The organism is uncultured Desulfovibrio sp. (assembly GCF_944324525.1).
Lineage (GTDB): Bacteria > Desulfobacterota > Desulfovibrionia > Desulfovibrionales > Desulfovibrionaceae > Desulfovibrio.
Genome location: NZ_CALUWS010000012.1, coordinates 38,642 through 59,575 on the forward strand (window position 1 = coordinate 38,642; position 20,934 = coordinate 59,575).

Consider the following 20,934-nt stretch of genomic DNA (forward strand, 5'->3'; position numbering starts at 1 on the left):
CAGGGGATAAGGGGCCTGGGCGGCCCCTTACCCCCTACGACCCCCAACCCCGCCTTGGGACAGCCAGCCCTGACGAACATCCGACAGGCGACAGCCTTCCCCTGCTCTCCTCTCTGCCGCGCGCCATAAGGCGTCGCCCTCCCGCTGTCCCGCGCTCACGCGGGACGAGCGTCCGGGCGGCGTCGGAGCTTCCGCGCCTCCGGCGCGGCGATCTCCTCCGCGCCATGACGCGCTTACGACGGCAAACAGGATGATGGAATACGCATGCTGTGGAGGACATCGCTCCGGTAAGGGGTTGAGACAAAAAGCAGCCCTCTTCCGAGTCGCCACAAAGGCTGACGGACAGCGAAAACAGTCAGGAAAAACCGCGTTTTTCCGCGAAACGCCGGGCCGTGTGGTTTGAAACGCAACGCGTTTCAAACGGAAAATGTCCTAAAGATATGGCGGGAAAACAGCACGGAACACTTAATTTCCCGGTTTTTTATCACACTGCCGGGGGACCATCGGTCTGGGAACGGTCTATGCGGGCCAGCGATCTGTCATCCTCCCGAACAAAGTTTTTTGCGGGATGGATGGGGGGTACGGGGGGAAGGAAGGGGGCTTTTTTACAAAAAAGCCCCCTTCCTTCCCCCCGTCTCAAAACCATTCCCCGTCACACGCCGGGGCGGGACAGGTCGCGCAGGGGGCGACCCAGCACCAGCGGCAGCAGTTCCGGCTCCAGAGCGCCGCGCTCGATGCAGAGCTGGCGAAAGGCCTCGTCGTAGCGTTCCAGCTCGGCAAGTTCCCGGCGGACGGCCGCCACGTTCGGCGTTGCCGCCAAGTCCTGCCAGAGGCGGAAATAACCGCCTGCCGGACAGGCTTCCTCATGGGCTTCGGCCAGTTCCCGCCAGAGGGAGGCGCGGGGCTCCACGGGGGCCAGCCGGGCAAAGAGTTCCGCCCGAGAAAGGAAATCCCCGCCCGCCAGCAAGTCTTCTACCGCCTGCGGGGCCTCGCAGAAGAGCGCGCGGCATTGCAGGGGGCGGCTCTCGTGGATGGCGCAGGCGGCTTGTCCGGCGGTCTCCCGCAGGTATGGGCATTGCCAGGGATGAGGGCCGGCGCCCGCTCCGGCGAGCTTGAGCATCTCGCGGGCCAGCGGAGCCAGATTGTCGCCACGCGGAGCGGCGTCAGCCGTCGTGCCCCGGCTGCCGTCATGACGGGCCCATTCGCCGCGCCGCAGACAGACAAGAGCGGACAGGGGCAGGCTCCCGTCGAGCAGCCTGTCCGCATCCCCGCGCATGAGGGTGGGGCCGCCGAGACGGCAGCACTGCCCGCAACGGCGGCACTCAGGCATGGGGGACCTCTTCGGGCTGCTGATGGAAACGGCCGCCGTAGCGGCGTCCCAGCCACTGCGAGAACTTTTCCATATAATAATAGTAGACGGGCGTGATGTAGAGCGTCACCAGCTGGGAGAAGCAGAGCCCGCCCACCACGGCCAGACCGAGGGGACGGCGGGCGTCCGCGCCCATGCCCATGCCGACGGCCAGCGGCACCGCGCCCATGAGGGCGGCCATGGTCGTCATCATGATGGGACGGAAGCGCACATGGCAGCCCTGCGTGATGGCCTGCAGGGGGGTGCAGTTCGGGTCATGGCGCTGGGCCTCCAGCGCGAAGTCCAGCATCATGATGGCGTTCTTCTTGACGATGCCCAGGAGCATGATGACGCCCACAAAGCCGTAGAGGTCCAGCGGCTGCCCGAAGATCCAGAGCGTGAGCAGCGCCCCGAAGCCCGCCGAGGGCAGACCGGAGAGGATGGTCAGCGGATGGATGAAGCTTTCATAGAGGATGCCCAGCACAAGGTAGATGACCACGATGGCCAGCAGGAGCAGCCAGCCCATGCCGGAGAGCGAATCCTGAAAGGCCTGGGCCGTGCCCTGGGACTCGGCGCTGACCGAATCGGGCAGGAGCGGCAGACTCGCGCGCTCCACGGCGGCCACGCCTTCGCTGAGGGCCACGCCGGGACGCAGGTTGTAGGAGATGGTCACGGCCGGGAACTGGCCGGAATGGCTGACGGAGATGGGGCCCACGCCGGGCTTCACGCTCGCCACGGTGGAGAGCGGCACGAGGTCCCCCTGACTGGAACGCACATAGAGGCGGGAGAGCGCATCCGACGACTGCTGGAAGGACTTGAGCAACTCCACGAAGACCGTGTAGTCGTTGCTCGGCGCGTAGATGGTGGAGATCTCCCGCGAGCCGAAGGCCGACTGCAGGGCCAGCTCGATCTGCCCGGCGCTCACGCCGAGGGCGGCGGCCCGGTTGCGGTCGATCTGCACGCGCAGCTCGGGATTGCGCAGCTGCAGGTCGCTGTTGACGTCCTGGATCTCGGGCACGCGCCGCAGGGCCTGCTCGACCTTTTGCGCGCAGTCGAAGAGCTCTTCCATGTTGGGGCCGGAGAGCGTGTACTGATACAGCGCCTTGGAGGAACGGCCGCCGATGTTGATGGACGGCGGCACCCGCAGGAAGACCCGCAGGGCGGGCGAGGTATTGAGCGTACGGCGCAGGCGTTCGGCCACCTCGTTGATGCCTTCGCGCTCGTTGTAGGGCTTGAGGCGGATCATGAGGTTACCGTTGCTCATGCTCTGGCTGCTGCCCACGATGCCCACCACGGAGTTGAAGCTCTCCACTTCCGGGTCATTGCGCAGGAGCTCATCGAGCGAATGCTGCGCCTCCACCATGCCCTGGAAGGAAATGCCCTGCTCGGCCTCGGTGGTGGCGCTCATGAAGCCCATGTCCTCGGTGGGCAGGAAGCCCTTGGGGATGACCGCCCCCAGCCAGGCCGTGGCCAGCAGGAGCAGCAGGGAGCCCAGCAGGGTCAGCCGCCGGTGCCGCAGCACCACGTCCAGCGAGGCGGCGTACTTGTTCGCCAGCCAGTCGAAGGCCCGTTCCATGCGGCCGTACATGCCCTCGTAGCCTGCGCGGTGCTGGGGCTGGGCCCGCAGGAAGTAGGCGCAGAGCATGGGCGTAAGCGACAGCGAGACCACGCCGGAAAAGAGGATGGCCGTGATGATGACCACCGCGAACTCGTAGAAGAGCCGCCCCACCACGCCGCCCATGAAGAGCACGGGGATGAAGACCGCGGCCAGAGAGATGGTCATGGAGATGATGGTGAAGCCGATCTCCCGCGAGCCGTCATGGGCCGCGGTGAGCGGATCCTTGCCCATCTCCTGATGGCGGACGATGTTCTCCAGCATGACGATGGCGTCGTCCACCACGAAGCCCACGGCCAGCGTCAGCGCCATGAGCGAAAGGTTGTCCAGGCTGAAGCCCATGCCGTACATGACGGCGAAGGTGGAGATGACCGACATGGGCAGGGCCAGGCTGGGGATGACGGTGGCCGGCAGGTTGCGCAGGAAGAGGAAGATGACCAGCACCACCAGAAAGACCGTCAGCACAAGGGTGAACTTCACCTCGGCCACGGATTCGCGGATGGTCTCGGAGCGGTCATAAAAGATGTCCACGCCCACCGAGGGCGGCACCTGCCGCCGCAGTTCGGGCAAAAGCGCGCGGATGGCGTCCACCACTTCCACGGTGTTGGCCCCGGGCTGGCGCTCCACGGCCAGGGTGATGCAGGGCGCGCCGTCATTGCTCCAGGAGAGCTGCTTGTCCTGCTCCACGCTGTCGATGACCCGGCCGATGTCGCGCAGGCGCACCGGCGCGCCGTCCCGATAGGCCACGACGACGTCCCGGAAGGCCCGCGCGTCCTCCAGCTGACCGGAAGCCTTGATGGACTGCGAACGCCGCGCCCCGTCCAGCGATCCCGTGGGCAACTTGCTGTTGGCGGCCATGATGGCTTCGGACACCTCGTCGATGCCGAGGCCGCGCGTGGCCAGGGCGTCCGGGTCGAGCTGCACGCGCACGGCGTACTTCTTCTGTCCGTAGATGACCACCTGCGCCACGCCCTTGACCATGGAAAGCCGCTGGCCGATGAGCGTATCGGCGTATTCGTTGAGCTGGTAGAGCGGCAGGGTCGGCGAACTGACGCGCAGGTAGAGAATGGGCAGGTCGGCGGGATTGACCTTGCGGAAGCTGGGGTCATTGGTCATGTTGGTGGGCAGCCGCCGCCGGGCAAGGCCGATGGCCGCCTGCACGTCCAGGGCCGCGGCGTCGATGTCCCGGTCCAGCGCGAACTGGATGGTGATGCGCGTGCGCCCCGTGGCATTGACCGAGGTGATGGAGTCGATGCCCGCGATGGTGAAGAATTCCTTTTCCAGCGGCGTGGCCACCGAGGCGGCCATGGTCTCAGGGTCCGCGCCGGACAGGTCGGCGGATACCTGGATGGTGGGAAAGTCCACGTTGGGCAGCTGGTTCACCGGCAGGTTGACGTAGCCCGCGGCGCCGAAAAAGAGCAGGCCCAGCATGACGAGCACCGTGGCCACCGGGCGGCGGATGAAGAGGGAGGCGATATTCATCTAAAACTCCAGGATCTGACGCAGCAACAAAAATACCCCCAGTCCCGTGCAGAGCACGCCGATGGCCTTGCGGGCCAGCTCGGAAGAGATGCGCTTGGCCACCTGAAGGCCCACGAGACAGCCTGCCAGTTCCATGATCATGACCCACGGCAGGATATTCCAGTCGATGAAGCCGGAGCAGGCATTGCCCCAGCTGCCGGAGAGGATGGTGCCCAGCTGCATGAACATGGAGGAACCCACGGCATAGAAGGGCGTATAGCCCACAGCCACCATCCAGGGGATGGAGAGCACCGGCCCCCCCGCCCCGGTCAGGCCGGCCGTCAGGCCCGTGGCCAGCCCGATGCAGAACAGCCCCCGGGCCGACAGCCAGAAGGCGTTCCCCTGTCCCTGCCGGTGGGGACGCAGTGCCGCCAGTCCCGCAAAGATGATGATGCCGGCCAGCAGACAGACCAGCGGCGGCCCCGGCACATAGGCATTGAGCAATCCGCCGATGATGCCCCCGATGATGCCCCCGACAAGGAAAACCACCGCGGTGCGGGGCTGATACCAGCCCCGGCGGGCATAGATGACCGCGCCCAGCAGGCTCAGGGGAAAGAGGGAGGCCAGCGCCGTGCCCATGGCCACATGGGTCTCCTGCCCTCCCGCGAACATGAGCACCACCGGGATGAGCACGCCGCCCACGCCCGTGACGGCTCCCAGGAAGCCCACCAGAAAACAGACCGCCGCAATAGCCAGCATCGCCGCCTCCCCACTTCGTGAAAGATCTTCCCGAGCCCAGGCTCCGGGACCCTTTACGTTTTTTTGCGGAAGAAAGCCCTTCGCTCCGCTGTCCGCAAGGTTCCTGCGACCAGACGGACACGGCCCGCGGCCGCCCGCCGGGTCGCCGCTCGCGACAAAAGGAATTTCTTCCCCCCGTGAACGCCCCTATCTTCCCTCACTCCCGCCGCCCGTGCGCGGGGCGTGAGGGACGAAACACCCTTTCACGGGAAATAGTGTTCTATTTTACAGAAAGTTATGAAAAATACCCTCTCGGGACGGGCGGTCCGATGCTGCGTCCAAGCCCTCAGCACCAGCCCGGCGCATCCAGCTCGCCGCAGGAGGCCAGCGCGGCATAAAGCACGATGCCCGCGGCCGTGGACATGTTGATGCTGCGCACGCCGCCGGGCTTCATGGGGATACGCACCGCCTCCCCCTTCGCCAGCAGGGCGGCGGGCAGGCCGCGCGTCTCCGGCCCCATGACCAGACAGTCATCCGGCGCAAAGGCGAAATGATGCAGCGGGGTCCCGCCCCGGGCCGAGGTCATGATGCAGCGGGGCGCACGTCCTCCGCGGGCCTCGCGCGCCGCCGCCAGCCAGCTTTCCCAGTCCGGCCAGACCTTCAGGCGCACATTGGGCCAGTAGTCCAGCCCGGCCCGACGCAGGTAGCGGTCCTCCAGACGAAAGCCCAGCGGTTCGATGAGATGCAGGGGGGTGTCCGTCGCCGCGCACAGGCGGGCCACATTGCCGGTATTGGGCGGTATCTCCGGCTCGTACAAAACTAGTTCCACGCGCTCTCCCCCGCCGCGCCCCGCAGACGGCCGGCGATGCCCGGCACCACCTGACAGCTCACCCGCATGTCCCGCGCGCCGTAGCCGCCGTCATCCAGCGTGGCGAAGGAATCGGCCTCCAGCACTTCCAGCCGGGCCGTCCCGTCCACGGCCTCGTCCGCGCCGTTGGCCGCCAGATGGCCGCGCAGCAGCTCCAGCGCCCGCGCTTCCACCTGCGGCAGACGGGCAGAAGCGGCAAGCCGCTCTTCATGTTCAAGGGAGGGCGCCCGCAGCAGGCCGCGCCCGGTATCGGCATAAATCTCAAGCGTGGCCGTGGGCAGGGTCAGGGCCGCGCCTACGGCATTGGCCACGTCCGCATGGGGCGGACAATCCACCGGCAGCTCCAGGAAGCGCGCCAGCCGCGGCCGCAGACGATCCGCCGGGCCGCCCACCAGCCAGACGCGGCCGGGGCGCAGCGTCCGCATGCCCTTGAGCGCCGCCAGCGTGTAGACCGGGCGCTCATTGCAGCCGCGCAAGAGCCTGTCCGCGGCCTCGCCGATCTGCCGCAGGGCGTCCGCCACGGCCTGTTGCGCCAGCGTCGCGCAGGAACGCCCGCTTGCCGCCGCCAGCGCCTCAAGCGCCCGGCGCGAAGCCGCCGCGTCGCCGGAAAGCGGACAGCCCGGCGTGTCGGCATCCAGCACATTGAGCGCGTCCAGCAGGGTCGGCCGCGTGCCGCCGAAGGCGCAGGCCGGGCCTTCGCGCAACGGCCCCACCCGTACGCCGTCCTCCACGGGGCTGAGGAGCGAATCCCCGCCCACGCCGATGGACAGCGAGGCCAGCGCCCGCACCAGCGTACGCCGCCCGCCGAGCAACATGCCGTCCCTGTCCACCACCGGCGATCCGTCCACGAAGACGGCCAGGTCGGTGGTGGTGCCGCCCATGTCCATGAGCAGGGAACACGCGTCCTCCTCCACGGGCGCAAGGGCCATGACGCCCATGACGCTGGCCGCCGGGCCGGAAAGGATGGACTGCACCGGCTCCCGGCGCGACAGCGCCGCCGGGACGGCCCCGCCGTCGGCCTTGAGCAGGCGCACGGGGGCGTTGATGCCCGCCCGGGCAAGCTCGCCCTCCACGGCATCCAGGAAGGCGGCGTGCAGACGGGCCACGGCCGCATTGTAATAGGCGGTGGCGACGCGACGCGGGAAATTGAGCTGCCCGGAAAGGGCATGGCCGCAGGTCACGGGCAGGCCGCAGGCACGGGCGGCCACCTCCCGCATGGCGTTCTCGTGCGCGGGATTGCGGGGCGAGAACTTGCCCACGCAGGCCACGGCCCGCACGCCCTCCTCCTTCCAGCGGGCGGCGGCCCGGGCAAGGGCCTCCGGCGCAAGGGGCGTCACTTCCGTCCCCCGATGATCCAGCCCGCCGGGGACCACGCAGACATGCTCCCCGAGGGCGAAGCGTTCCGGCGCGAGCCCCGGCCCGGCGGAAAGGGCGAGCCCCACCCTGTCGGCCTTGTTCTGCACGATGGCGTTGACGGCCAGCGTGGCCCCCAGCGTCACCCGGCGGATCTTCTCCGGAGCGAAGGCCCGCCCCGCCGCCTCTCGCAGCCGCCGCAGCACCTCGGCCACGGACGACGGCAGATCCTCATGACAGGTCGCCGTCTTGGCCGCCGCCACCAGACCTTCCGGCCCGCACAGGACGGCATCGGTATGCGTACCCCCGGCATCTATGCCCAATACATATTCGGTCATGCCTGTTCTCCCCAGGACCTGTTAACACTATTCGCTGTTTGTTTGGGGGGAAGGGAAACCCCTCGCTCTGCTGTCGATGCCTGTAAGGCCTTACGGCCTAACAGGCACGGCCTTCGGCCGCCTTTCGGTCGCGCTCTGCTGTCGATGCCTGTAAGGCCTTACGGCCTAACAGGCACGGCCTTCGGCCGCCTTTCGGTCGCGCTCTGCTGTCGATGCCCGTAAGGCTCCGCGGAAAAACCGCGTTTTTTTTCGCGAAACGCCAAGCCGTATGGCTTGGGACGCAACGCGTCTCAAACGGAAAATGCTTTCTTGAAGGCGGCCCCGCGGCCGCGCCCTCTTTTTGTAGCTTCCGGCGGCGGCTCTGGCAAGCGGCCGCCAGCATGGCCCTTGCCTTATGCCGCGCTTTTCAGTAATTTTTTCCCTCGCGCGGCCAGACCGCGACAACCCGTACCGGCACAGAAGGATACTCACATGGAGAAAACGAAATTTATCTGGTTTGACGGCAAGTTGGTCCCGTGGGAAGAGGCTCAGGTACATGTGCTGACCCACGCGCTGCATTACGGCAGCGCCGTTTTTGAAGGTATCCGCGCTTACGCCTGTGCGGACGGCACCTCCTCGGTCTTCCGTCTGGCCGAGCACAGCACCCGTCTCATCAACTCCGCCAAGATCCTTCGTCTGGAACTGCCGTACACGGCCAAGCAGATCTCCGAAGCCGTTGTCGAGACCCTCAAGGCCAACAAGCTGCGTGAAGGCTACATCCGTCCCCTCTCCTTCGTGGGCGAAGGGGAGATGGGCGTCTACCCCGGCAGCAATCCCGTGCATACCATCATCGCCGTCTGGCCCTGGGGCGCCTACCTCGGCCCCGAGGCGCTGGAAATGGGCATCCGCGCCAAGACCAGCTCCTTCGCCCGCATGCACGTCAACACGCTCATGAGCAAGGCCAAGGCCGCGGGCAACTATGTGAACTCCATCCTGGCCAAGGTGGAAGCCAAGGAAGAAGGCTATGACGAAGCCGTCATGCTGGACACCAACGGTTTCGTGTCCGAAGCCAGCGGGGAGAACATCTTCATCGTGCGGGACGGCCTCATCAAGACCACGCCGTGGACGTCCATCCTCGGCGGCATCACCCGTGACGCCGTGATGACCGTGGCCCGCGACCTCGGCTACCGCGTGGAAGAACAGCAGTTCACCCGCGACGAGCTTTACATCGCCGACGAGGCTTTCTTCACCGGCACGGCCGCCGAACTGACCCCCATCCGCGAGGTGGACCGCCGCGTCATCGGCGCGGGCAAGGCCGGCCCGGTGACCAAGCATCTGCAAAAGGAATTCTTTGCCGTCGTCAAGGGCGAAAACCCCAAGTATGCCGGCTGGAGCACCCACTACACCATCTAGTTTCGCCGTCCGCCGGGGCGCGCCCGCAGCGGCGCGCCCCCATCCTGCCGCATGAAGCATCTTTCTCTCGCCGCACGTTACCGCCCCCAGACCTTTGCCGAGGTCGCCGGTCAGGATACGGTCAAGGCCGTACTGTCCCGCGCCGCCGCCGAGGACAAGGTGGCGGCCGCCTATCTGCTCAGCGGCACCCGCGGCGTGGGCAAGACCACCATCGCCCGCATCTTCGCCAAGGCCCTCAACTGCGAGCACGCCCCCGGCCCCGAACCCTGCAATCAGTGCCCCCAGTGCCGCAAGATCACCCAGGGCAGCCATGTGGACGTGGCCGAGATCGACGGCGCGTCCAACAACAGCGTGGACGATGCCCGCGCCCTGCGCGAGACCATCGGCTATGCGCCCATGGAAGGCCGCTACAAGGTCTTCATCATCGACGAGGCGCACATGCTCTCGCGCAATGCCTTCAACGCCCTGCTCAAGACGCTGGAGGAGCCGCCGAGCCGGGTGGTCTTCATTTTCGCGACGACGGAAGTCCACAAGTTCCCCATCACCATCGTCAGCCGCTGTCAGCATTTCGTTTTCCGCCATCTGAGCGAGGATGCGCTGCACGCGCATCTGTGCGACGTGCTGGACAGGGAGGGCCTGACCTATGAGGAGGCCGCCGTGCGCCTCATCGCCCGCCGGGCGGCGGGCAGCGTGCGCGACAGCATGTCCCTGCTCGATCAGGCGCTGGCCCTCGGCGGGGACGGCCTCACGGCCGGCGTGACCCGCGAGGTGCTGGGCCTGGCCGGACAGGAGCTTTTCGTCAGCCTGTTCGAGGCCCTTGCCGGGCGGGACTGCGCCGGCGTGGCGGAGCTTTCCCGCCGCATCGCCGCTCAAGGCGTGGACATCGGCTTTTTCGTACGCGAGCTGGCCGGGCATCTGCGTACGCTCTTCCTCTTGCGGCAGGCCGGGACGGCCATGCTGCCCCATCTGGGCCTCACCCGCGACGAGGCCGCCTGCTGGCAGGGCCTCGCCCCGCGCTTCTCGGCCACGCACCTGCATGCCGCCTGGCAAATGACGCTGGACGCCCAGCGCGGCATCGTGCAGAATCCCGAACCGGCCGCGGCGCTGGAGCTGCTGTTGCTCAATCTGGCCCTGCTGCCGCAGCTGCTGCCGCTGGAACATCTGCCCGGGGCCGCCGCGCTCCCCGTGACGGACAACGGCGCAAGCCCGCCGCCCGTCCAGCCCGCGGGCATGATCCCGGCACAACAGACCGCCGGCGTGCCGCCGGCGCAGGCCGCCCGCAGGGAAGGCGGCAGCCCCCTCCGTCAGACAGGGACGGGAGCCCCGCGCGCCGGACGGACGGATGCCGCCGCGCCCGCCGATGACGAGGATGCGGAAAGCGACGACCCCGCCCCGGCCGGAGACCTGCCCGCGCCGCCTGAGGCGCTGACGGCACGTCCCGCTGTTGTCGCGCGCCCCGCCGCCGAAACGGCGTCCGCCGCCACGGGGACGACCGTCCGCCGGCAGGAAGAAGCGCCCTCCGCCGAAGCGGCAACAGCGGTCCCCGCCGCCGGAGAAGGGGGGGCGGCCAGGCCCGAGACGCCGCCCGACTGGGCGGCCTTCTGCGAATACTGCCGGACGGAACAGGCCGAGGGACGCCCCTCCCCGCCGCCCTACCTGCTGCGGCAGATGCGGGCCGAGTGGACGCCCGGCTGCCTGCGCCTCTATCCCAGTGCGGGCCAGATCCTCGCCCAGGCGGAAAAACACCGGGCGGACATCCTGGCGGCGCTGGCCCGCTACGGCGCGGGGACGCCGGCGCTGGAGCTCGTCCCGCCCCGCCCGCCCCGCAGCGAGGCCGATCTCATCGAGGAATTTCGGCAGCGGCCGGAGATGCAGGACTGTCTCTCGCTGCTCAACGCAACCATAAAACACTGTACCGAAGCATAAGGAGAACTCCATGCGCAACATGAACGACATTCTGCGCCAGGCGCAGGTCATGCAGAACAAGCTCGCCAAGCTCCAGCAGGAAGCGGCCGAACGCAGCTATGAAGCCAGCAGCGGCGGCGGCATGGTCAAGGCCGTGGTCAGCGGCAAGCAGGAGCTGCGCAGCATCGCCATCGATCCCAAAGCCCTGGAAGGCGGCGACGTGGAGATGCTCCAGGATCTCATCCTGGCCGCGGTCAACGAGGCCGGCCGCATCGCCCGCGAAACGCTGGAACGCGAAATGAGCGCCATTTCCGGCGGCATCAAGCTGCCGGGCATCTTCTAGCCCATGTCCGCACGCATACCGGAACCGCTGCGTGAGCTGGTGGAACAGCTCTCGCGCCTGCCGGGACTTGGCCCCAAATCCGCCATGCGCGTGGCCATGACCCTGCTCAAGTGGCCGGAAGCCGAGACCCGCCGCCTCGGGCGCAATGTGCATGACCTGCGCGACAGGCTGCATCTCTGCTCCCGTTGCGGCGGTCTTTCGGGCACGGATCCCTGCGCCATCTGCGGCGACCCCGCCCGCCAGCGGGACACCCTCTGCCTCGTCGCGGAGTGGGACAGCATGCTGGCCCTTGACGAGGGCGGCTTCTACCACGGGCAGTACATGATCCTCGGCGGCCTGCTGGCCCCGCTGGAAAAGGTTGACTCGGAAAGCCTCGATCTGGAACGGCTCGTCCGCCGTCTGGAGGAAGGGGAGATCGCCGAACTCATCCTGGCCCTGGGCGCAACCCTGGAGGCCGAAAATACGGCCTCCTTCATCAAGGGGCTGGTGCGGCAACGCTTTCCCGGCGTCAAGGTATCCCGTCTGGCGCAGGGCATCCCGCTTGGCGCGGAAGTCAAGTACATGGACAAAGAGACCCTCCGCCAGTCCCTGCAGTACCGCCAGAACCTTTGAGCCGCAGGCCCTGCATCCGGTACGGGAGGCACGGAGTGCCCCTTCCGGCATTCCGCCTTCCGCCCCGGACAAGGCCCTTTCTCCGACAACAGCTTTCCCTTCGCGCGCAAAAACGCTGGAAGGGGGCGGCACCTCCTCTAAATAATGCGCACAACCTGCCGATAAGTCTTACCGTCCCGTATCCCCCGTGCTTTCCGGAGGCGTAGCATGCAAGCCCTGAGTATCAAGCTGACCGCCCTGCTTTTCATCGCCCTTGCCCTGACGGCGGGAGTATCGCTGGCCGCGGCCTCGCCTCTGGCGGGTCTGGCCACGGCACTTGTCCTGCTTCTTGCGGGCGCGTTCCTCATCCACCGCCTGCTGGCGCCGGTCAGTGCGGCCTGGGAGCTTATCCGGCAGGCCAATGAGGCCCCCGAAGATCTGGATCTGAGCCCGCGCGAGGAGGACTCCCTGTCCGCCGCCATTCGCGAGTACGTCCGCAAGCGTGAAGAACGGGCCTACTGGTACGAGAGCATCCTCAATACGGTCCCCTACGGCATTTCCGTAACGGATATGGACATGCGCTGGACCTTCTGCAATACCGCCGCGCTGCGTTCCATGCAGAAAACGGACATGCAGCAGGTGCTGGGCCAGCACTGCTCGGCCAAGAACGGCTCCACCTGCAATACGCCCAACTGCGGCATCGAACGCCTGCGCCGGGGCGAGCACGAGTGTCTCAATGTCCTGAGCAACGGCCATGCCATGCGCGTCCATCTTGAATTCCTCAAGAACCGCGCCGGGGAGAACATCGGCCATGTGGAACTGAGCCAGGACGTGACCGAAGAACTCAGCCTCAAGCGGGAAGCGGGCATCTCCTCCCGCAAGGCGCGCATGGATACCGTCGAACAGCTCAAGGATGTGGTGGATAAGCTCAATGCCATGACCAGCACGCTTTCCAATGAGGTCAACAAGGTACGGCAGGATGCGGAGCACGCCTCGGCACGCCTTGCGGAAACGTCCGCCGCCATGGAGGAAATGAACTCCACCGTGCTGGAAGTGGCCAAGAATGCCGAAGATGCGGCCCAGGCCTCGGATTCCGTGCAGAAGGAAGCCAACCACGGCATGGAGATCATGAACAATACCGTCAACGGCATGAAGAACGTCCAGCAGCGCTCCATGAGCATCAAGGACGATATGGAACACCTTGACGGGCAGGCCCGGGCCATCGGCGCCGTGCTGACCATCATCCGCGACATCGCGGATCAGACCAACCTGCTGGCCCTCAACGCCGCCATCGAGGCGGCCCGCGCCGGGGAAGCCGGCCGCGGCTTCGCCGTAGTGGCTGACGAGGTGCGCAAGCTGGCAGAAAAGACCATGAGCGCCACCAAGGAAGTGGAAGATTCCATCGGCGCCGTGCAGGCCGGGACCCGCCGCAATACCGATACGGTGGAGGCCGCCGTGGGCGACATCGAAAAGGTGGCGGAGATGGCGCAGACCTCCGGGCAGGCCCTGGCGCAGATCCAGTCGCTGGCTGGCGACTCCAGCCGTCAGGTGCAGGCCATCGCCGCCGCGGCCACGCAGCAGTCCGCCGCCTCGGAAGAGATCGCCCGCGCCATTTCCGAAGTCAATGTCCTTGGCGGCACCATCTCGGAGAGCATGATCACCGCCAGCGGCACCGTGGAAATGCTGGCCGAGCAGGCCCATACCATCCAGAGCGTGCTGGAAGGCATCCGCGTTCATGTGGCCCGCGAAGCGGAACAGGCCGCTTCCGAGCTCACCAGCCTGCGCCGTTGAGGCCGCAAGCTGTCCTTTCCGCAACACGACCGCCCTTCGGGGCGGTTTTTTTCTTGGGAAAAGGGCACGCGGCAAGCCGCGCCCAAAGCCGACGCCGAAAAACCATCGCAAGGAAACAGTCGCGCATTTTCCGTTTGGAACGCTTCCCGTTGCGAACCATACGGCTGGCGTTTCGCGGAAAGATCGCGGTCTTCCCGTTTGGTTTGGACGAGGCGGCGCAATGTCGCCGCCTTGCGTTTTACTTTTTCACAGGCAAAATACTCAAACGGCGGCATCCTTCACGGATGTCGCCGTTTTCTTCAGCTCCCGATACGGGGCGGCTCGCGCCCTCCCGCTTACGGATGATCCTTGAACTTGTCGGCCAGGGCCTTGCTGCCGTTGTGGCAGGGGGTGCAGTCCATGACGCCCTTGGCCCAGTTGGCTTCGTTGCCCTTGGTCTGGTGACAGGAACCGCAGGTCTCCACGGCGTCCTGCTTGGCGAAGGTCCCCTTGAAGTTCTTGCCCTGATCGATCTTGGCGTTGAAGATCTCGGCGGCCTTGCCGGCCACGTCGGCCGTGAGACGTCCGCAACGTTCGTTGCGCTTCTTGCTGGTGGCCTCGATCTTGTTGGCATAACACCACTTGGAGACGGAGATGTGGCAAAGCACGGACTGGGAGGCGCTTTGCGGCAGCTCGCCCTTCACGCCCTTGGCCGCGTCGCCGGGCTGGTAAATGGGCAGCTTGGTGGTCTCGTACCAGCGATAAAGCTCATTGACCATCGGGGTGCGTTCGTCACGTCCCCAGAACAGGGCAAAGGCCGCCGCCGCGCCGTACAGCGCGCCGCAGATGGTGCCCCAGTCGGAGATGCCGCCCTTGTTGGCCTCCAGCATGGAGAAGGGGAACTGGCTGTACGGCGCGCCGTATTTTTCGGCCAGCAGCCCCACGATGCTGTAGAACGAACCATACCCACAGGCGTACCCCTTGTGCCAGTAGCCGTCATAGGCCACGGCGGCGCATTCTTTCGGGTCCAGCTTGTGCGGCGTCCAGCTGAAGTCGCCGCCGGCTTGCGCAAAGCGCTTCATCTTTTCCGACGCCGCCACGGCCGTTGCCGCCATGCCCGAAAACGCCGTCCCGGCCGCCAGGCCGCCAAGCCCCATCATGAGTTGCCTTCTGCTGAAATCCATAGCTCCTCCCTTGGATGAAAACAGGTGCAACATCCCCGTACCCTACGGGGGCTTTGTTCAATATTTCACTACGCCCATCCTTCGGCAAGGTCAACGCACGAACAGAATTTTCAAAAAAAATCTTTCCGACCTCTGGACGACGGTCAGGAAAGACTTACCTTTGCCTCACGACCGGATGCGGCATCGCCCCCGGTCCCGCTATGAGTTATTTCCGCTGGGAGGATTCAGATATGTCCAAGATTATCGGTATCGACCTTGGGACCACCAATTCCTGCATCTACGTCATGGAAGGCAAGGATCCCAAGTGCATCACCAATCCGGAAGGCGGCCGCACCACGCCCTCCGTCGTTGCCTTCACCGACAAGGAACGGCTGGTGGGCGAGATCGCCAAGCGCCAGTCCGTCACCAACCCCAAGCGCACCATCTTTGCCATCAAGCGCCTCATGGGCCGCAAATACGCCTCTCCCGAAGTGGATCGCTGGAAGGAGCATTCGCCCTACACCATCACCAAGGCCGCCAATGACGACGCCGGCGTGGAAGTGGACGGCCGCACCTACACGGCCCCCGAAATCTCGGCCATGATCCTGGCCAAGCTCAAGGCCGATGCGGAAGCCTACCTCGGCGAAAAGGTGAGCGAAGCCGTCATCACGGTTCCGGCCTACTTCAACGACGCCCAGCGTCAGGCCACCAAGGACGCCGGCCGCATCGCCGGTCTGGAAGTGAAGCGCATCATCAACGAACCCACGGCCGCTTCCCTTGCCTACGGCTTCGATAAAAAGGCCAACGAAAAGATCGCGGTCTTCGACCTTGGCGGCGGCACCTTCGATATCTCCATCCTGGAAGTGGGCGACAATGTGGTGGAAGTGCGCGCCACCAACGGCGACACCTTCCTTGGCGGCGAAGACTTCGACCAGCGCATCATCAACTTCCTCGTGGAAGAGTTCAAGAAGGAGAACGGCATCGACCTCTCCAAGGACAGCATGGCCCTGCAGCGCCTGAAGGAATCCGCCGAAAAGGCCAAGAAGGAGCTTTCCACGTCCATGGAAGCGGAAGTGAACCTGCCCTTCATCACCGCCGACCAGAACGGCCCCAAGCATCTGCTGGTCAAGCTCTCCCGCGCCAAGCTGGAAGCCATGGTCAGCGACCTTGTGGATCGCACCATCGAGCCCTGCAAGAAGGCGCTGGCCGACGCCGGCCTGTCCGCCAGCCAGATCGATGAGGTCATCCTCGTGGGCGGCATGACCCGTATGCCGCTGGTGCAGAAGGTGGTGGGCGAGTTCTTCGGCAAGGACCCCAACCGCTCCGTGAACCCGGACGAAGTGGTGGCCATGGGCGCCGCCATCCAGGGCGGCATCCTGACCGGCGACGTGAAGGACGTGCTGCTGCTCGACGTGACCCCGCTCTCCCTCGGCATCGAGACCATGGGCGGCGTGTTCACCAAGCTCATCGACCGCAACACGACCATCCCGACCCGCAAGAGCAACGTCTTCACCACGGCGGCGGACAACCAGCCCTCGGTGTCCATCCACGTGCTGCAGGGCGAGCGGCCCATGGCCGCCGACAACATGACCCTGGCCCGCTTCGACCTGACGGGCATCCCGCCGGCGCCGCGCGGCGTGCCGCAGATCGAGGTCAGCTTCGACATCGACGCCAACGGCATCGTCAACGTGTCGGCCAAGGACATGGGCACCGGCAAGGAGCAGTCCATCAAGATCCAGTCCTCCTCCGGCCTCTCGGAAGAAGACATCCAGCGCCTGGTGCGCGAGGCCGAGGCCCACGCCAGCGAGGACAAGAAGAAGCAGGAAGTCATCGAGGCCCGCAACCATGCCGATACGCTGATCTACAGCACGGAAAAGAGCCTCAACGACCTTGGCGACAAGGCGGATGCCTCCCTCAAGGCCGATCTGGAAGGCAAGATCGCCAGCCTGCGCAAGCTCATGGAAGGCGATGACGCCGCGGCCATCAAGGCGGCCACCGAAGAGCTGGCCAAGACCTCGCACAAGCTGGCCGAACAGCTCTATCAGCAGCAGGGCGGTCAGCCCGGGGACGGCGGCTGCGCCGGCGGTTCCTGCGGCGGCAATGCCGGCGGCTCGGCCAATGGCGGCGACGATGTCGTCGATGCCGACTACACGGAAGTGAAAAAGTAAACCTCCCGACGCATGAGCGTCAGCGTCTGTGCCAAAGGCGGGCTTCGGCCCGCCTTTTTGCGTCTGTCCAGCCGCCTCCCTTCCCGCCCTGCCCGCGCCGTCCGCGCGTCCGGCAAGGCTTGCCTCATGCTGCGCCCTGTATTATTCTGAACGGGAACAACTGTTCCGCGGGAGGGAACATGAAAAGAATCCTGCTTTTTTCGCTGCTCATGTCGGCTGTTCTGCTGGCAAACGGCTGCGTGAACGGTTCTTACCACGATTACGATTCGCGGCACCGCCCACCGCCCCCTCCGGGGCATCGCCCGCCGCCGGACCACAGGCCTGATCTCCGCCCGGACCACAGACCGGGCCCGCCGCCGGCCGCACATCCCGATTCGCGCCCTGATCCACGCCCTGACAGACCGGCCCACCGGCCGTAACCACATGATAGGAACGACGGCGGGCGGCATCCTTTGCTGATGATCGCCCGTCGCATGACCGGCGAACCCGCCGCGAATGGCGGTCGTTCGCCCTTCTTCTAACGCTGGGATTGGTGTTACATGACTTTGCCGCGCCCCTTCTCCTCTGCCGGATTTCTCCTCCTCCTCTGTCTTGCCCTGAGCGGGTGCAAATTCTCCTCCACGAGCAGCAAGGAAGAGCCCAAGCCTGCCGTCAAGCAAGGCCCCTGCATCGTGCTGGCCCTGCCCTCGAGCGGCCCTTATGCGGGCATCTCCAACAAGATCCGCCGCGGCGCGACCGTTGCTGCGCAGGAAATGAAGACCAACGGTATCGACGCCCGCCTGGAACAGCTCAATACCAGCGCCGCCGACTGGCTGGTCAAGCTGGATGCCCTGCCTGAAAGCTGCGCCGTGGTGGGCGGCCCCCTGCAGGCCCCGGTCTATGCCAAGGCCAGAGAGGCGGGCGCTCTGCAAAAGCGCGCCTTCTTCACCTTCATGCCCGCCCTGGATGACGGGGAGGAAGGCGTGCAGGCCTGGCGCTTCTTTCCCAGTCCGCAGGACCAGATCGATGCCCTGCTGACCTTTGCCACCGACGGCATGGGCATCTCCACCTTCGGGGCCTTCCACCCCAGCGACGCCTTCGCCCTGCGCATGACCGGGCTCATGGAACAGACGCTTGCCAAGCGCGGCCTCAGCCTGCAAAAGGCCTCCTATGACGCCGCCAATCCCAACTCCTGGGTCAATGCCGTCGCGCCGCTCATCAACCCCACCCAGAGCCAGGACGGCAGCAGCGCCACCCCCATCCCGCAGACGGCCTTTGAAGCCCTCTTCCTGCCGGACTCCTGGCGCAATATGCCCATGCTGACCACCGCCCTCGCCTACAACGGCGAGGACCGGCTCGTGCTCATGGGGACCACGCTCTGGGAGCAGGGCCTTTCCGGCAAAAGCGTTGTCAATACGGAGCGCTTCGCGCTTGCCGTCTTCCCCGGCGCCTGGAACCAGGCCCGGGCCCCCAAGGCCCTGCAGGGCGCGGGGCATGACTTCTGGACCGCGCTGGGCTATGACTTCGCCCGCTTCACCGTGCAGCTCGGCTTTGCCAAGCGTCCCCCCAGCCCGGACGTCACCGCCGCCTGCGCCCGGCTGCGCATGGTCTGGGGCATGGCCCCCATCAAGTGGGACGGCAACGGCATCGCCCATCAGCAGCTCTACCTCTTCCAGCCCGCCGCCAACGGCATGAAGCCGCTCTCGCTGGACGAATACAAGGCCGCCCGTCAGGCCATCCTCGAACGCGCCGCCCTGCGCATGCAGGGCCTGCCCAGTGTGGACGCTCAGGGCAACCCCCTTGTGCCCGGCACGCAGCCCGGTGTACAAGCCGGCATGCCCGGACAGCCGGTGCAGCTGGACGCCAACGGCCAGCCCGTCGCCCAGCCCGCCGTGCAACCCGCCGGACAGCCGGCCCGGCAGCCGGTCATCGGCACCACGCCGATCCCCTCTTACAAACTGCGGCTGCCCGGATCGGCCAACTAACTCCTGTCCTTCCGCCGGACGCGGCCCCGCCGCGTCCGGCCTTTTCAAGCTCAAAGGAAACCACATGTCCGAAAAAACCATCTCGCAGGCTGACGTGGCCCACATGGCCACGCTCTCGCGCCTGCATGTCTCCCCGGATGAGCAGGCCCTCTTTGCCCGTCAGTTCGGCGACATCCTGGCCTATATGGATGTGCTTGCCGAAGTGGATACCACCGGCATCGAGCCGCTTTACAGCCCGGTACAGCATGAAGGCGCTCTTCGCGAAGACGAGGCCCGCCACCTCCGCAGCCGTGAAGCCGTCCTTGCCAACGCCCCGCATGGCGACGGGGAATATTTTGTCGTGCCGCGCATCGTCTAGTCCGACGGAGACCCCCATGACCGATTTCCACACCCTCAGTCTGGGCGACGCCCTGGACGCCCTGCATTCCCGACGCATGACCGCCGAACAGGCCACCCAGGCCTGTCTTGACCGCATCGCCGCCACGGAGCCGGTGGTGGACGCCCTGCTCCATGTCGATGCCGAAAAAGCCCTGGCCCGCGCCCGCGCGTTGGATGCTCAGGGCCCGGATACGTCCAAGCCCCTCTGGGGCATCCCCGTTACCGTCAAGGACGCCCTCTCCACCGAAGGCATGCCCACCACCGCCGGTTCCCGTATCCTGGAAGGCTTCACCCCCATCTATGACGCCTTCGTGGTGGAACGCCTCAAGGAAGCCGGGGCCGTCATCCTCGGCAAGAACAATCTGGACGAGTTCGCCATGGGGTCCGGTACCGAGAACTCCGCCTACAAGGCCAGCCGCAACCCCTGGGATCCCCAGCGCGTGCCCGGCGGCTCCAGCGGCGGTTCCGCCGCCTCCGTGGCCGCGGGCCAGTGCTTCGCCTCCCTCGGTTCGGATACCGGCGGCTCCATCCGTCAGCCCGCCGCCCTCTGCGGCTGCGTGGGCCTCAAGCCCACCTACGGCCGCGTCTCCCGCTACGGCCTCATCGCCTACGGCTCTTCTCTGGATCAGGTAGGCCCCCTGGCCCGCAGTGTGGAAGACTGCGCCCGCGTCCTCTCCGTCATCGCCGGCTACGACGAACGAGACACCACCTGCGCGCCCGCGCCCCTCGACGACTACGTGGACGCCGCCCGTAACGGCAAAAGCTCCGCCAGCCTCGACGGCGTGCGCCTCGGCCTGCCCCGCGAATTCTACGGCGACGGCCTCGCGCCCGAAGTCCGTGAGGCCTGCAACAAGGCCATAGAGGCCGCCCGCGCCGCCGGGGCCGACATCGTGGACGTGAGCCTGCCCCACACCCACGCGGCCATCGCCACCTACTACATCATCGCCATGGCCGAAGCCTCGTCCAACCTCGCCCGCTTCGACGGCGTGCGCTACGGACGCCGCGCCGAGAACGTGGAAAATCTGGAAGAACTCTACTTCCGCTCCCGCAGCGAAGGCTTCGGGCAGGAAGTCAAGCGCCGCATCATGCTGGGCACCTACGTGCTCTCCTCCGGCTACTATGACGCCTACTACCGCAAGGCCGCGCAGGTCCGCCGCCTCATCCGCGACGAATACCACGCCGCCCTCGGCCAGTGCGACGCCCTCTTCTGCCCCGTCTCCCCGGTGACCGCCTGGAAGCTCGGGCACAAGAACGACGACCCGCTGCAGATGTACCTCATGGACGCCTATACCCTGTCCCTCAACCTCGCCGGCCTGCCGGGCCTCTCCCTGCCCGTGGGCCTCGGCTCGGACTCCGGCCTGCCCGTCGGCATGCAGCTCATGGGCCTCCCCTTCTCCGAAGCCGGCCTGCTCCGCACCGGCGCCGCCCTCGAAGCCGTCCTCCCCGCCATCGGCGCCCCCGCCGGGCTGTAGGCGCAGGCGAGCGATCATTTATGTGAGGGGGACAGGGGAACCGTTTTGAAAAACGGTTCCCCTCTCC

Annotated in this window: 15 protein-coding genes; 9 read left to right on the top strand and 6 right to left on the bottom strand. The window is 66.4% G+C overall.

The features are described 5' to 3' along the window. Nucleotides 1–652: 652 nt before the first annotated feature. The 5 genes from Q0K12_RS04880 to Q0K12_RS04900 form a co-directional block, all read right to left on the bottom strand. Complete coding sequence (locus Q0K12_RS04880; protein WP_297260644.1) at nucleotides 653–1,330, bottom strand: YkgJ family cysteine cluster protein; 678 nt, start codon at nucleotides 1,328–1,330, stop codon at nucleotides 653–655. Further along, complete coding sequence (locus Q0K12_RS04885) at nucleotides 1,323–4,445, bottom strand: efflux RND transporter permease subunit (protein ID WP_297260645.1); 3,123 nt, start codon at nucleotides 4,443–4,445, stop codon at nucleotides 1,323–1,325. The genes Q0K12_RS04880 and Q0K12_RS04885 overlap by 8 nt, the downstream gene beginning before the upstream one ends. After that, complete coding sequence (locus Q0K12_RS04890; RefSeq protein WP_297260646.1) at nucleotides 4,446–5,183, bottom strand: sulfite exporter TauE/SafE family protein; 738 nt, start codon at nucleotides 5,181–5,183, stop codon at nucleotides 4,446–4,448. 325 nt (nucleotides 5,184–5,508) lie between these two features. Continuing rightward, nucleotides 5,509–5,991 (bottom strand): tRNA (cytidine(34)-2'-O)-methyltransferase, encoded by a 483-nt coding sequence (locus Q0K12_RS04895; protein ID WP_297260647.1) that lies wholly within the window; start codon nucleotides 5,989–5,991, stop codon nucleotides 5,509–5,511. Beyond that, a complete protein-coding gene (locus tag Q0K12_RS04900; RefSeq protein ID WP_297260648.1) occupies nucleotides 5,982–7,721 on the bottom strand; it encodes a hydantoinase/oxoprolinase family protein in 1,740 nt (579 codons plus the stop codon). The genes Q0K12_RS04895 and Q0K12_RS04900 overlap by 10 nt, the downstream gene beginning before the upstream one ends. 471 nt (nucleotides 7,722–8,192) lie before the next feature. Between Q0K12_RS04900 and Q0K12_RS04905 the strand changes: the two genes are divergently transcribed. The 5 genes from Q0K12_RS04905 (at nucleotide 8,193) to Q0K12_RS04925 (ending at nucleotide 13,743) form a co-directional block, all read left to right on the top strand. Next, nucleotides 8,193–9,113, top strand: a complete 921-nt coding sequence (locus tag Q0K12_RS04905; RefSeq protein ID WP_297260649.1) for a branched-chain amino acid transaminase — start codon at nucleotides 8,193–8,195, stop codon at nucleotides 9,111–9,113. A 51-nt stretch (nucleotides 9,114–9,164) separates the two neighbouring features. Further along, complete coding sequence (gene dnaX, locus Q0K12_RS04910; RefSeq protein WP_297260650.1) at nucleotides 9,165–11,039, top strand: DNA polymerase III subunit gamma/tau; 1,875 nt, start codon at nucleotides 9,165–9,167, stop codon at nucleotides 11,037–11,039. 10 nt (nucleotides 11,040–11,049) lie between these two features. Next, nucleotides 11,050–11,361: a YbaB/EbfC family nucleoid-associated protein gene (locus Q0K12_RS04915; RefSeq protein ID WP_297260651.1), complete on the top strand. Its 312-nt coding sequence runs from the start codon at nucleotides 11,050–11,052 to the stop codon at nucleotides 11,359–11,361. Between the two features lie 3 nt (nucleotides 11,362–11,364). Further along, nucleotides 11,365–11,973, top strand: a complete 609-nt coding sequence (gene recR, locus Q0K12_RS04920) for a recombination mediator RecR (protein ID WP_297260652.1) — start codon at nucleotides 11,365–11,367, stop codon at nucleotides 11,971–11,973. Nucleotides 11,974–12,180: 207 nt separating this feature from the next. Next, nucleotides 12,181–13,743 carry a methyl-accepting chemotaxis protein gene (locus tag Q0K12_RS04925; RefSeq protein WP_297260653.1) on the top strand — a complete coding sequence of 521 codons (1,563 nt, stop codon included), beginning with the start codon at nucleotides 12,181–12,183 and terminating at the stop codon, nucleotides 13,741–13,743. Nucleotides 13,744–14,078: 335 nt separating this feature from the next. Here the strand turns inward: Q0K12_RS04925 and Q0K12_RS04930 are convergent, their stop codons facing one another. After that, nucleotides 14,079–14,906: a C-GCAxxG-C-C family protein gene (locus Q0K12_RS04930; RefSeq protein ID WP_297260654.1), complete on the bottom strand. Its 828-nt coding sequence runs from the start codon at nucleotides 14,904–14,906 to the stop codon at nucleotides 14,079–14,081. Nucleotides 14,907–15,136: 230 nt separating this feature from the next. Between Q0K12_RS04930 and dnaK the strand changes: the two genes are divergently transcribed. The 4 genes from dnaK to gatA all read left to right on the top strand — a co-directional run bounded on the left by dnaK (nucleotide 15,137) and on the right by gatA (nucleotide 20,867). After that, the gene (gene dnaK / locus Q0K12_RS04935) at nucleotides 15,137–17,053 is read left to right on the top strand and encodes a molecular chaperone DnaK (RefSeq protein ID WP_297260655.1); all 1,917 of its coding nucleotides are present in this window, start codon (nucleotides 15,137–15,139) and stop codon (nucleotides 17,051–17,053) included. Nucleotides 17,054–17,592: 539 nt separating this feature from the next. Beyond that, the gene (locus Q0K12_RS04940; RefSeq protein ID WP_297260656.1) at nucleotides 17,593–19,017 is read left to right on the top strand and encodes a hypothetical protein; all 1,425 of its coding nucleotides are present in this window, start codon (nucleotides 17,593–17,595) and stop codon (nucleotides 19,015–19,017) included. Nucleotides 19,018–19,081: 64 nt separating this feature from the next. Next, nucleotides 19,082–19,375, top strand: coding sequence for an Asp-tRNA(Asn)/Glu-tRNA(Gln) amidotransferase subunit GatC (gene gatC / locus Q0K12_RS04945; protein ID WP_297260657.1), 294 nt, complete (start codon nucleotides 19,082–19,084; stop codon nucleotides 19,373–19,375). Between the two features lie 16 nt (nucleotides 19,376–19,391). Next, a complete protein-coding gene (gene gatA, locus Q0K12_RS04950) occupies nucleotides 19,392–20,867 on the top strand; it encodes an Asp-tRNA(Asn)/Glu-tRNA(Gln) amidotransferase subunit GatA (RefSeq protein WP_297260658.1) in 1,476 nt (491 codons plus the stop codon). Nucleotides 20,868–20,934 lie beyond the last annotated feature (67 nt).

What these genes read in the sequence shown, in the direction of transcription:
- Q0K12_RS04930 (WP_297260654.1), bottom strand. Translation starts at nt 14,906, where the DNA reads ATGGATTTCAGCAGAAGGCAACTCATGATGGGGCTTGGCGGCCTGGCG.
- Q0K12_RS04940 (WP_297260656.1), top strand. Translation starts at nt 17,593, where the DNA reads ATGACTTTGCCGCGCCCCTTCTCCTCTGCCGGATTTCTCCTCCTCCTC.
- Q0K12_RS04885 (WP_297260645.1), bottom strand. Translation starts at nt 4,445, where the DNA reads ATGAATATCGCCTCCCTCTTCATCCGCCGCCCGGTGGCCACGGTGCTC.
- Q0K12_RS04880 (WP_297260644.1), bottom strand. Translation starts at nt 1,330, where the DNA reads ATGCCTGAGTGCCGCCGTTGCGGGCAGTGCTGCCGTCTCGGCGGCCCC.
- recR (WP_297260652.1), top strand. Translation starts at nt 11,365, where the DNA reads ATGTCCGCACGCATACCGGAACCGCTGCGTGAGCTGGTGGAACAGCTC.
- Q0K12_RS04925 (WP_297260653.1), top strand. Translation starts at nt 12,181, where the DNA reads ATGCAAGCCCTGAGTATCAAGCTGACCGCCCTGCTTTTCATCGCCCTT.
- Q0K12_RS04905 (WP_297260649.1), top strand. Translation starts at nt 8,193, where the DNA reads ATGGAGAAAACGAAATTTATCTGGTTTGACGGCAAGTTGGTCCCGTGG.
- gatA (WP_297260658.1), top strand. Translation starts at nt 19,392, where the DNA reads ATGACCGATTTCCACACCCTCAGTCTGGGCGACGCCCTGGACGCCCTG.
- dnaX (WP_297260650.1), top strand. Translation starts at nt 9,165, where the DNA reads ATGAAGCATCTTTCTCTCGCCGCACGTTACCGCCCCCAGACCTTTGCC.
- gatC (WP_297260657.1), top strand. Translation starts at nt 19,082, where the DNA reads ATGTCCGAAAAAACCATCTCGCAGGCTGACGTGGCCCACATGGCCACG.
- Q0K12_RS04900 (WP_297260648.1), bottom strand. Translation starts at nt 7,721, where the DNA reads ATGACCGAATATGTATTGGGCATAGATGCCGGGGGTACGCATACCGAT.
- dnaK (WP_297260655.1), top strand. Translation starts at nt 15,137, where the DNA reads ATGTCCAAGATTATCGGTATCGACCTTGGGACCACCAATTCCTGCATC.
- Q0K12_RS04890 (WP_297260646.1), bottom strand. Translation starts at nt 5,183, where the DNA reads ATGCTGGCTATTGCGGCGGTCTGTTTTCTGGTGGGCTTCCTGGGAGCC.
- Q0K12_RS04915 (WP_297260651.1), top strand. Translation starts at nt 11,050, where the DNA reads ATGCGCAACATGAACGACATTCTGCGCCAGGCGCAGGTCATGCAGAAC.